The 11,545-nt window shown below is 75.6% G+C and carries 8 protein-coding genes; all 8 read left to right on the top strand.

Annotated elements, in window-relative coordinates:
- Nucleotides 1-892: carbohydrate ABC transporter permease (locus ACFWEJ_RS21470; RefSeq protein WP_377231220.1), on the top strand; the 892-nt coding region annotated here is incomplete at its 5' end.
- The gene (locus ACFWEJ_RS21465) at nt 879-1,826 is read left to right on the top strand and encodes a carbohydrate ABC transporter permease (protein WP_377231219.1); all 948 of its coding nucleotides are present in this window, start codon (nt 879-881) and stop codon (nt 1,824-1,826) included. The genes ACFWEJ_RS21470 and ACFWEJ_RS21465, both read left to right, overlap by 14 nt.
- 89 nt (nt 1,827-1,915) lie before the next feature.
- Nucleotides 1,916-2,668: an SDR family NAD(P)-dependent oxidoreductase gene (locus ACFWEJ_RS21460; protein ID WP_377231218.1), complete on the top strand. Its 753-nt coding sequence runs from the start codon at nt 1,916-1,918 to the stop codon at nt 2,666-2,668.
- On the top strand, nt 2,665-4,620 hold the full coding sequence (locus tag ACFWEJ_RS21455) for a heparinase II/III family protein (protein ID WP_377231217.1): 1,956 nt from the start codon (nt 2,665-2,667) through the stop codon (nt 4,618-4,620). The genes ACFWEJ_RS21460 and ACFWEJ_RS21455 overlap by 4 nt, the downstream gene beginning before the upstream one ends.
- The gene (locus ACFWEJ_RS21450; protein ID WP_377231216.1) at nt 4,613-6,700 is read left to right on the top strand and encodes a DUF4962 domain-containing protein; all 2,088 of its coding nucleotides are present in this window, start codon (nt 4,613-4,615) and stop codon (nt 6,698-6,700) included. The genes ACFWEJ_RS21455 and ACFWEJ_RS21450 overlap by 8 nt, the downstream gene beginning before the upstream one ends.
- On the top strand, nt 6,697-7,350 hold the full coding sequence (locus ACFWEJ_RS21445; RefSeq protein WP_377231215.1) for a hypothetical protein: 654 nt from the start codon (nt 6,697-6,699) through the stop codon (nt 7,348-7,350). Before ACFWEJ_RS21450 ends, ACFWEJ_RS21445 begins: the two co-directional genes overlap by 4 nt.
- The gene (locus ACFWEJ_RS21440; protein ID WP_377231214.1) at nt 7,347-8,726 is read left to right on the top strand and encodes a GDSL-type esterase/lipase family protein; all 1,380 of its coding nucleotides are present in this window, start codon (nt 7,347-7,349) and stop codon (nt 8,724-8,726) included. Before ACFWEJ_RS21445 ends, ACFWEJ_RS21440 begins: the two co-directional genes overlap by 4 nt.
- A 135-nt stretch (nt 8,727-8,861) precedes the next feature.
- The gene (locus ACFWEJ_RS21435; protein ID WP_377231213.1) at nt 8,862-11,342 is read left to right on the top strand and encodes a polysaccharide lyase family 8 super-sandwich domain-containing protein; all 2,481 of its coding nucleotides are present in this window, start codon (nt 8,862-8,864) and stop codon (nt 11,340-11,342) included.
- Nucleotides 11,343-11,545: the final 203 nt, after the last annotated feature.

Below are 11,545 nucleotides of genomic sequence, written 5' to 3'. Positions count from 1 at the left end.
GTCCGCGCCCCGGCGCGGACGAGCGGGCGCGGCCCGCCGTCGCGCGGGGATGCTCATGGTGGCTCCCGCGTTCCTGCACGCCCTGATCTGGATCGGCATCCCGGTGATCGCCGCGTTCGTGCTGTCGTTCACGTCCTACGACGTGCTCACGCAGCCCCGGTTCATCGGCATCCAGAACTACCTGGACGCGTTCGGCGACCCGGTGTTCCGCCGGGGCATGCTCAACACCCTGGTCTACGCGTTCTTCACCGTACCGGTCGCGATGGCGATCGCTCTGCTCATCGCCCTCATGCTCGACACGCAGCTGCGCGCCCGGGCGCTGTTCCGCACCGCGGTGTTCATCCCGCAGGTGACCGCCACCATCGCCGTCGCGCTGGTCTGGCTGTGGATCTACGACCCGCGCAGCGGCCTGCTCAACGCGGTGCTCAGCTTCTTCGGGCTGCCCGCGCAGAACTGGCTGTCGTCCACCACCTGGGCGATGCCCGCGGTCATCACCGTCGGCATCTGGCAGGGCATCGGCCTCAAGATGCTCATCTACCTGGCCGCCCTCCAGTCCCTGCCCAAGGACGTCTACGAGGCGGCGTCGGTCGACGGCGCCTCCCGGACCCGCCAGTTCTTCAGCCTCACGCTGCCGCTGCTGCGGCCCGCCACGTTCTTCGTCTTCGTCACCTCGGTCATCTCCGCCTTCCAGGCGTTCGACCTCATCTACATCCTCACCGACGGCGGACCGGCGAACACGACCACGATGATGACGTACGAGATCTACAAGTCGGCCTTCCGGGAGTTCCGCGTCGGCTACGCGTGCGCCCAGTCGATCGTGCTGTTCGTGTTCCTGCTGGTCCTGACCCTCGCCAACCGACGGCTCAACGGAGGCGACAGTGGCAGGCACTGATCTCGCCGCGGCCCCGCCGCGCACCACCCGCGGCACCGCCCGCGCCACCGGCGGGTTCGCCCGCACCCCGGCGGCCCGACGCCGGATCGAACGCGGCGCCCTCTACGTGGCGCTGACCGTCATCGCCGTGGTGATGGTGGTGCCCTTCGTGTGGATGATCCTCACCTCGCTCAAGACGCCCCAGGACATCGCGGCGAACCCGCCGGTGATCCTGCCGACGCAGTGGGCGTGGAGCAACTACACGGAGGCGCTCGCGGCCGCGCCGTTCCTGACGTACGCGCGCAACAGCCTGGTCATCGCCGTGAGCCACACGGCGATCAACCTGGTGGTCGCCTCCATGGCGGGCTACGCGCTGGCCCGGCTGCGCTTCCGCGGGTCGGAGCTGGTGTTCCTCGGCTTCGTCGCGGCGCTGATGATCCCGACCTACACCAAGATCATCCCCGAGTTCCTCATCGTGCGGTTCATGCCGCTGTTCGGGGGCAACGACATCCTGGGGCAGGGCGGCACCGGCTGGCTCGACACCTGGTGGGCCCTGATCGTCCCCGGTGCGGTGACTCCGTTCGCGGTGTTCCTGTTCCGCCAGTTCTACCTGGACCTGCCGGTGGAGCTGGAGGAGGCGGCGCGGCTCGACGGCGTCAGCGAGCTGGGCATCTGGGCGCGGATCATGACGCCGCTGGTCAAGCCCGCGTTCATCACGGTGGCGCTGCTGACCTTCGAGAGCTCCTGGAACAACTTCCTGTGGCCGCTGCTGGTCACCCGGAGCGACTCGATGCGGGTCATCCAGGTGGGGCTCTCGGTCTTCCGCACGGAGAACGACACCCAGTGGGCCTTCCTCATGGCGGGGACGACCCTGGCGACGCTGCCGATGGTGGTGCTGTTCCTGCTCGGCCAGAAGTACTTCGTCCGCGGTTTTGCGAACGCGGGCATCAAGTGACACCCGGGGATCAAGCGACACGGGGGCAACGGACGGCACGCGGCAGGGCGCCGCGTGCCGGAGAGAGAGGACTGCAGATGGCGATGGACATGACGGACGTACGGGTGCTCGTGACGGGCGCGGGGCACGGCATCGGCCGGGGGATCGCCCTGGCCCTGGCGGCCGCGGGGGCCGACGTCGTGGTGCACTACGGCAGCTCGGCCGACGCCGCGGCGGCGACTGTGGCGGACATCGAGGCGCTGGGCCGCAAGGCCGTGGCGCTGCGCGCCGACGTGACGGTGACCGAGGACGTCGACCGGCTCGTCGCCGAGGCCGTGGCGTTCCTGGGCGGGCTCGACGTGGTGGTCTGCAACGCGGGGCACCTGATCGGCCGCGTGCCGGTCGCCGAGATGAGCGACGAGCACTACGCCTCCGTCGTGGACGTCAACCTCGGCGCGACGTTCCGCACCTGCCGGGCTGCCATCCCGCACCTGCTGGAGTCGGACCGCCCGCGGATCGTCGCGATGTCCTCCCTCGCGGCGCACAACGGCGGCGGGCCCGGGTCGGTCGTGTACGCGGCGGCGAAGGCGGGCATCCGCGGGTTCGTCAAGGGCCTCGCCAAGGAGCTGGGCGCCCAGGGCGTCACGGTCAACGCCGTGGCCCCGGGGTACATCGCGGACACCGCGTTCCACGGCACGTTCAGCACCGCCGAGGCGCAGCAGAAGATGGTCGCCGGCACCCCGGTCGGCCGGCCCGGGACCGTGGACGACGTCGCCGCGGCCGTGCTGTACCTCGCCTCCCGCGAGGCGTCGTACATCACGGGCACCACGCTCGACGTCGACGGCGGGACCTGGCCGCGATGACCTCCCTGGCCCCGGAGCACACCGCCTTGGCCGGGCTGCCGCGCGAGCGCGGCGGCTGGTGGCACAACTTCGTCTGCCCGGTGCACGGCACGGAGCTCTCCCACGAGGGCATCCCGGGTCCGGTACCGCCCGCGGGCGGGGTGCGGTGCCCGCACGGCTGCCGGGTCGACTCCGAACCCGTGCGCGGCGCCTGGCTGGTGCTGAGCCACCAGGCGTGGGCGCGGCGCATCCGGGTGCTCGCGCACCGCGCCGCCCGCACGGGTTCGGACGCCGACCGGGACGAGGCCGTCGCGCTGCTCGCTGCCTACGCCGACGTCTACGCCGAGGTCACCGGCGGCGGCGAGCACGAGCGGGCGCAGGACTGGATGCTCCGGGGCCGGCTGTTCCACCAGGCGCTGACCGACGCGATCTGGTCCGTCTCGGTCGGCCACGCGGTGTGGTCGCTCGCCGAGTCCGCGCCCGAGCGGGCGGCGGAGCTGCGCCCGGTGCTCCCGGTGCTCGACGCGACCGCCGAGGCGGCGCGTGCGGCGCGCGACCGGCTCGTGGGCGAGGGCCGGTTCACCTCGAACTACACGGCCTGGCTGAACGCCGCCGGCCGGGTGTGCGCGCGGGCCGCGGCCCTCGTGCGGGCGGGCGGCGTCGCGGGGGAGGGCGCCGCGCCGTCGTCCCTGGACGACGACGAGTGGCTGGCCGGGGAGCACGGACAGCTCGCCCACGCGCTCGCCGCGACCACCCGCGGCGGCTGGGAGTGGGAGGCCAGCACGTACTACCACGGCTTCGTGCTGCGGGCCTACCTGCTGTCCCTGCGCGGTACCGACCCGGCGGCCCTGCCGCCCGCGGCCCGGGACCGGCTCGTCGCCATGGTCGACGTGCTCGCGAGCCTGGCCACCGACGACGGCATCCTGCCCGCGATCCACGACGGGCCGTACCTGCGCCCCCCGCTCGCGCTGGAGTGGACGGAGCTGTGCGCGCTCGCCGACGGGTTCGTGGCGGACGCCGGGCTCGCGGCCGTCGCCGCCCGCGCCCGCCGCGAGGTGGCGGCGGCCGGACCGGGCCACGGCCCGGGCGACCCGCTGGCGGACGAGCTGCGCGCCCTGCGCGGCGGCTGGTTCGCCGGCACGCCGCTCGTCGTCGACCGCCCGGCCCGTCCGGTAGTGAGTATCGACGAGGAGGTGGGGATCGCCGTCGTGCGCGCCGCGGGCATCCACGCCGTGCTCGACCACGGGCCGCACGGCGCGGGCCACGGGCACCACGACAAGCTGGCGCTGTACCTCTACGGGCAGCGGACCCCGTGGCAGCCCGACCCGGGCCAGGTGCCCTACGGGCACCCCGCGTGGCGCGACCACTACGCGTCCGCCGCCGCGCACCCGGGCGTGCGGGTGGACGACGGCGACCCCGCCGAGGCGACCGGCCGCCTGCTCGACCGCGACGAGCGGTCGCTGACCGTCGAGGTCCGCGGCGACGCGACGTCCTGGTACGACGGCGTCCGGGCGGTGCGCCGGCTCGTGGCCGGCGACGGCTACCTGCTCGACGTCGTGGTGGCGACCGCGGACCGGCCCCGGCGGCTCACGCTCGGGCTGCGGCCCGACGTCCCGCTGGCGGTGCGCCTCGACGGCGACGTCGTGCGCACCGGCTGGGACGGCGCGGAGCGGCTCGACGGCGTCCACGCCGCGCGGGCCGCCGGACCCGACGGGCCGGTGCCGGTGCGCGCCGTCGTCCGCCCCGGGCCCGGGCCCGCCGACGACCCGCAGCGCGAGCGTGCGCACGTCGACTGGACGGCGCACGGGGCGACGTCGGCGCTTTGGGTGTCCGTCTACCGGGCCGGTGCGGCCGACGGGACGGACGGCGCGCCCGTGGCCGGCGTCGAGCTGGACGCGGTCGAGATCCGGGTCCGGCGCGCCGACGGCGCGGTCGACGTGCACCGGCTGCCCGGGGAGGCGAACCATGACTGACACCGACCTGACCCGGCAGTCGGGCGCGGCCGACGCCCCCGGCGTGCCCCGGATGCTCCTGCTCGACGACGCGCGCCTGGCCGACCTGCGCTCCCGCCTCGACGGCGACCTCGCGCCGCAGTGGCGCCGGCTCGCCGAGCAGTGCGACCTGTACCGGCGCACCGCGCCGCCGGCGGAGCACCCGCTCGCGAGCATCACGTACCTGGGGCCGGCCGCCGCCAACCTGGCGCTCGCCTACCGGCTCACCGGGCAGCGGCACTACGTGGAGGAGGCGTGGCGCTGGATCTCGGCGGCCGTGTCCTTCGAGCACTGGGGCCGGGCGCACCTGCCCGACCACGACCTCGACGCGGGGTGGCTGCTGCACGGGCTGTCCCTGGCGTACACCTGGCTCGGGGACGACCTCGGGCCGGAGCGCGCGGAGGCGCTGCGCGCCAAGCTCGCCCTCCAAGGCCAGCGGCTGTACGAGTTCGCGGTGGCGAACGAGGGCTCCTGGTGGAGCAGCTCGTACTGGCAGAACCACCACTGGATCTGCCACACGGGCCTCGCGACCGTGGGCTACGCGCTCGGCGAGCGCGCCTGGACGGAGCGGGCCAAGGACGCGTTCGCGACCGTCATCGACGTGCTGCCGGCGGACGGCTCCGACATGGAGGGCGTCGTGTACTGGCGCTACGGCGTGCCGTGGCTCGCGACCTACCTCGACCTGCTCCAGCACACCGAGGGCGTCGACTGGTGGGACCGCTGCCGGTTCCTCGCCAACACCTTCTGGTACCGGCTGCACCAGGCCGCGCCCGGCTACGAGGAGATCGTCGACCACGGCGACTGCCACGACCGGCGCTCCGGGCACAGCGTGGCGCTCTACCGGATCCTGGCCGCGCGGTACGGGATCGGGGAGGCGCAGTGGCTCGCCGACACCGTCGCCGACCGCTTCTTCTGGCGCGAGGCCTACGAGAGCGGCGTCCGCCCGGGCGTGCTGCCCGAGGCGTGGGCCGAGCTGCTCTGGTACGACGCCGCCGTCGCACCCGTGGACCCGGCGACCACCGTGCCGCCGCAGACCGCGTTCGAGGACCTCGGCCTGCTGGTGCACCGCACCTCGTGGGACGACGACGCGACGCTGCTCTCGTTCAAGTCCTCGCCCGGCGGCGGCCGGACGGCGTGGGAGACCTCGCGCCGCATCGACGCCGAGCGCGGCTGGGACACCCTGAGCGCCGGCCACCACCACCCCGACGCCGGCTCGTTCGTGCTCGCCTCGCGCGGCGCGTGGCTGCTGGTCGACGAGGGCTACTCCAACCGCAAGCGCGCCGGGCACCACAACCTCGTGCTCGTGGACGGCCAGGGTTTCGCGGGGGAGGGCCGCTACCACGTCTACGCGGACGCGCCCCCGACCCGGACCGCCGACATGGTGGACGTCCTGGCCGAGGGCGGGTTCCTGCACGGCCGCGCCCGGACCGGGCGCATGTACCCGGACGAGCTCGGGGTCGAGTCCCTGGAGCGGACGATCGCCGTGCTGCCCTCGGGGCGCGTGGTCGTGGTCGACCGGGGCCGGGCCGCCGAGCCGCGGTCGTGGACCCTGCTCTTCCACGCCGACCACCCGGCCGAGGAGGCGGCGCCCGGGCCCGACGATGCCGGCGCCGGCGCCGGCCGGCACGTGCTGCGCAACGGCCGCGCCGGGGCCTGGCTCACCACGTACGCCCCGGGTGCGACGGGCGTGGGCAGCACGGTCGAGCGGGTCGTCACGGACGTCGAGGCCAACCCCACCTCCAGCACGCCGGACCTCGTGGTCACGCGCCGGATGCACACCCTGCGCGTGACGCCGCCCGCGGCGCGCGACCTGCTCGCGGTGACCGTGATCGAGCCGTTCGACGCCTTCCGGGCCGACTGCGCCGACGGTCCCGACCGCGCGAGCGGCCCGGCGGCGCGGCTGCTGCCGGCACGCGCCGGAGTCGCGGTCGACCTCGGGGACGGGGAGCGCGCCTACCTCGCGGGCCCCGACGGCCTGATCGACGCCGAGGGCGTGCGGACGCGAGCCCGGGCCGTGCTGGTCGCGGGCGGGGTCACGCGCGTGCTCGGGGCGGACGCATGACCGCCGCCGCGTCGACCCAGGTGCGCCCCGACGGCTCCCGCCAGTGGTCGCGGACGCTGCTGGGCTGGCTGGAGTGGCTCGCGCACCCCGTGCTCGCGGGCGTGGCGTTCGCCGTCCTGTGCGTCGGCGTGGTCACGTGGCTCCCCGCGCTCGCGGCGACGGCGCACGCGCTGCGCGCCTGGCGGGCCGACGGCGAGACGCGCACGTTCACCGGCGTCTTCCGCGCCTTCGGCATCTACCTGCGGCCGCTGCTGGTCCACGCGGTCGCCTCGACCGCCGGGCTGGCCCTGCTGGTGGTCGACGTCGTCTTCCTCGCGGGGCGGACCGGTCCCGCCGCCGTCGTCCTCGTGCTGCTCGCGCTGGGCCTGCTGCTCGTGGCCGTGCCCTACCACCTGGCGCTCGCCGTGGTGGCGGGCGCGGACCCCGCGGGCACGGCGCGCGGCTGGGTCGGGGACGCGCTGTGGTTCGGGTTCGGCTCGGTGGCGCGGGGGACGGCGCTGCTGGGCGCCGTCGTCGCGACGCCGGTGTTCTCCCTGGTGATCCCCGCCGGACCGCTGCTGCTGTCCGCGAGCGTGCCCGTGCTGGTGGGGCTCGTGATCCTCGACCAGACCGTAGCCCCCGACCGCACCGACCCGACGGAGGACGCATGACCGGCACCGCCCCGCTCGCCCGCCGCACCCTGCTCACGGGAGCCCTGGCCTCGACCGGCGCCCTGCTGGCCGGCTCCGCCCTGGCCGGCCCCGCCGTCGCCGGCCCGCGCACGCTGCCTGACGCCGGACCGGCGTCCGGAGCGGGGAGCCGCCGCGTCGCCTGGGTGCCGTCGTGGGCCACCGCCCACACCCGCCCGACGGCGACCGACCCGCTGGTCCAGGCGGGCGTGACCGACCGGACCGTCCGGCACGTGCTGCGCCTCAGCGCGGGGACGGTGCCGGACGCCGGAGCAGGCTCGGGCGGTGCGGCCGGGCGCCTGCGGGTGCGCCTGGCCGGGACGTTCTCGGCCCAGCCCACGCTGGTCGGCGCGGTGACCGTCGCCCGCCGCGCGCCCGGGCCCGCCGGGGCCGGGCCAGGCGTCGACCCGGCGACCGTGACCGCCGTGACCTTCGGCGGGGCACGTAGCGGCTGGCTCGCCGCCGGCGCGACGCTCGTCAGCGATCCCGTGTCCCTCGCCGTACCGGACGGCGGCGACCTCGTGGTCAGCCTGCACCTGCCCGGACCGACCGGGAGCCTGAGCTTTCACCGCAACGTCCACGCGACCGGCTACGTCGCCGCGGGCGACCGCACGGCCGACCCGGGCGACGCCTTCGCCGCGGAGGGCGCGGTCGCGACCCGCTCGGCGGTGCTCCTGTGCGGCGTCGACGTCGAGCGCCCGGGTGTTCCCGGCGTCGCCGTGCTGGGCGACTCGATCACCGAGGGCGTCGGCACGCCCGACGACGCCGACCTGCGGCTCACGGACCACCTTGCGCGGCGGCTCGCGGAGCGCGGCGGGCCGGTCGGGATCGCCAACCTCGGCATCAGCGGTAACCGGGTGCTGCTCGACGACGAGCGCTTCGGGCCGAGCGGTCAGGCGCGCCTCGACCGGGACGCGCTGGCGCTGCCCGGGGTGGACACGCTGCTCGTGGTGCTCGGCGTCAACGACCTGCAGCAGCCGCCCAGCCAGACCGATCCCGAGGTGATCCTCGCCGGGTACCGGCAGCTCGTGCTGCGCGCCCGCGACCGGGGACTGCGCGTGGTCGGCACCACGATCACGCCCTTCGGCGGCTGGCAGCGCTGGACACCCGCACTGGAGGAGGAGCGGCGGTACGTCAACGCCGCCCTGCTCGCCGGGGCCGGCGGCGAGGGCGGGCACGGCGGGCGGTCCGACGCCGGGGCGTTCGACGCCGTGGCCGACGTCGCCGCCGCGGTCGCCGATCCCGCGAACCCGGCCCGGCTGCTGCCCGCGTACGACAGCGGCGACGGCCTGCACCCCAGCCCCGCCGGCGCGGCGGCGATGGCGGCGGCGGTCGGCCGCCGCACGCTGCTGGGCTGACCCACCCCCGACTCCGCTCGTCCCCGCGACGGGCGGGTGCCGCGCGCCCGCGCGCGGCCGATCCACCGCACCGCACAGCACCACCGCACCGCCTTGACGACGCACCGCACCAGCTCAACGACGAGAGGGACCGTGATGGAGAACGACACCGCAACCGAGGGCTCCGGCCCGACCCGGCGCACCGTGCTCTTCGGCCTGGGCACGTTCGCGGGCGTGGCCGCCCTGGCGCCGTACGCCGCCCTGCCCGCCCGTGCGCTGCCCGCGGCCACTACCACCGAGCTGGTCGAGCGCTGGGCCGTGCTCCAGACCGGCGGCCCGGGGCTGGACCTCGCCGACACCCACGTGGCGGCCGCCGTCCGGCGCGTGGACCGGGCGGCGACCACCGTGCTGACCACCCTCGACCGGTCCGCGGGGCGCACGGCCCTGTGGGCCGACCTCGCCGACCGGACCCGGTCCACGAACGTGACCACGACCTTCAAGCGGCTGCGCTCCATCGCGGTGGCCTGGGCGACGCCCGGCACCTCGGTCGCGGGCGACCCGGCGGTGGCCGATGCCGTGGCCGACGGCCTCGGCTGGATGCACGACAACCTCTACGGCCCCGGCCTGCCGCGCTTCGACAACGACTGGGACTGGGAGATCGGCTCGGCCTCGGCCCTGGTCGACACCCTCGTGGTGCTGCGCGAGCACCTCGGCGCCGACCTCGCGCGCTCCACGGCCGCCGTCCACCACTACACGCCCGACCCGAACCTGTGGCGGGCCGACCGGCAGATCGCCACGGGGGCCAACCGCGTGTGGATCGCCACCGTGGTCGCCGTCCGCGCCGCGCTCGACGGCGACGGCGACGCGCTGCTCCGGGTCCGCGACGCCCTCAGCGACGTCGACGGCTCCGGCGCCAACAGCGTGCTCGCGTTCGTGGACGACTCGGCCGCCGCGGCGGGCACGGGGGAGGGCTTCTTCCGGGACGGCTCGTTCCTGCAGCACTGGAAGCACCCGTACAACGGCGGCTACGGCAAGGAGCTGCTCGGCACCCTGTCCTCGCTGCTGCACCTGCTGGGCGACTCGCCGTGGCAGGTCACCGACCCGGCCCTGGACAACGTCTACGCCTGGGTGACCGACGGGTTCGACCCGCTCATGGTGCGCGGCGACGTCGTCGCCTCGGTGTGCGGGCGGGAGATCGCGCGCCCGAGCAAGCAGGGCCACGCCTCGGCGCAGACGGTGGTCGAGGGCACGCTCCGGCTCATCCCGTCCGCCCCGGCGGCGCAGGCGGCGACCCTGACGGCGCTGGTCGCGCAGTGGATCGCCGAGGACACCTACCGCGACTTCCTCGCCGGCACCACGCCCGCGTCCGTCGTCGCCGCCAAGGCGCTCCTGGCCGCGGGGCCGACGCCGCGCGGGCCGCTCGTCGCGCAGCACCAGTACCCGGCCATGGACAAGGTGGTGCACCACCGCCCCGGCTTCGCGGTCAGCGTCAGTGCTTACTCCGCCCGCGTCTACAACTACGAGTCGATCCAGAACGAGAACCTGCACGGCTGGCACCTCTCCGACGGCATGGTGCTGCTGTACACGGACGACCTGGGGCACTACAGCGAGGACTACTGGCCCACCGTGGACCCCTACCGTCTGCCCGGCACCACCGTGGACACCGTGCGCCGCGCCGACGGGTCGGACCACCGCGCCACGAACGACGCGACGTGGGTGGGTGGCGCGACGCTGCCCGGCACCACGCTGGGCAGCTACGGGCAGGACCTGCGCGCCCAGGGCTCCGACCTGCGCGCGCACAAGAGCTGGTTCCTGCTCGACGACGTCGTGGTCTGCCTCGGCTCCGGCATCACGGCGCCGGGCGCCGCGGGCGCCGAGACCGTGGTGGAGAACCGCAAGCTGCGCGCCGGCGCCGCCCTCGTGGTCGACGGCGTGGACCAGCACGTGACCCCCGGCTGGTCCGCGACCCTGGACGACGTGCGCTGGTGCCACCTCGCGGGGACGTCCGGCTACGTCTTCCCCGACGGCGCCACCCTGCGCGCGCTGCGCGAGGACCGCACCCACACCTGGCGCGAGATCAACGTGAAGTACGGCACCGACACCCCCGTGACCCGTCCGTACCTGACCGCCTGGCTCGACCACGGCGCCGCGCCCGCCGACGCCGCCTACGCCTACGTCCTGCTGCCGGCCGCGTCGCCGGAAGAGACGCGGCTGTTCTCCGCGGCGTGCGGCACGACGGACGGCCTGCGGGTGCTCGCGCAGGACGCCGCCGCGCACGCCGTCGCGCTCGGCGGCACCGTCGCGGCGAACTTCTGGGGCGCGGGACGGGTCGCGCTGGACGCCGCGGCGGCGCCCGGCGCCCCGGGCGCCGGCGTCTCCGGCGCGCTCGTGGCCGACGGCGCCGCGTCGGTCGTGCTGCACGCCGGCCCGGCCGCCCCCGGGCAGCGGCCCACCCGCGTCGCGCTGAGCGACCCGACGCAGACCCGGACCCAGGTGGTCGTCGACCTGGAGGTGCCCGGGCTGCGCCTGGCCGCCGCCGACGCCGGTGTGACCGTCACGCGGCGGGGCACGGGCTGGCGGCTCGTCGCCGACGGCGCCGCGCTGCGCGGGGCGACCGTGACGGCGTCGTTCGTCTGACCGCCGTCCACGGATCCACGCCCACCCGATCCACGTCCACCGATCCACACCGATCCAGCCAGACCGATCCAGGAGGTAGCACTCATGAGCACGCACTCCGTCCGATCCCGTTCGTGGCACCGACGTTCCGTCGCCCTGCTGGCGGGCCTCGCGCTCGCCGGCTCCGCCGTCGTCCCGGTGGCGGGAGCGGCGCCGCTGACCTC

Source organism: Promicromonospora sp. NPDC060204, assembly GCF_042728455.1.
GTDB lineage: Bacteria > Actinomycetota > Actinomycetes > Actinomycetales > Cellulomonadaceae > Promicromonospora.
This window is presented reverse-complemented; position numbering and strand designations above follow the sequence as displayed.

Coding starts and splice junctions, on each gene's coding strand:
- ACFWEJ_RS21460 (WP_377231218.1), top strand. CDS start 1,916: ATGACGGACGTACGGGTGCTCGTGACGGGCGCGGGGCACGGCATCGGC.
- ACFWEJ_RS21455 (WP_377231217.1), top strand. CDS start 2,665: ATGACCTCCCTGGCCCCGGAGCACACCGCCTTGGCCGGGCTGCCGCGC.
- ACFWEJ_RS21450 (WP_377231216.1), top strand. CDS start 4,613: ATGACTGACACCGACCTGACCCGGCAGTCGGGCGCGGCCGACGCCCCC.
- ACFWEJ_RS21445 (WP_377231215.1), top strand. CDS start 6,697: ATGACCGCCGCCGCGTCGACCCAGGTGCGCCCCGACGGCTCCCGCCAG.
- ACFWEJ_RS21440 (WP_377231214.1), top strand. CDS start 7,347: ATGACCGGCACCGCCCCGCTCGCCCGCCGCACCCTGCTCACGGGAGCC.
- ACFWEJ_RS21435 (WP_377231213.1), top strand. CDS start 8,862: ATGGAGAACGACACCGCAACCGAGGGCTCCGGCCCGACCCGGCGCACC.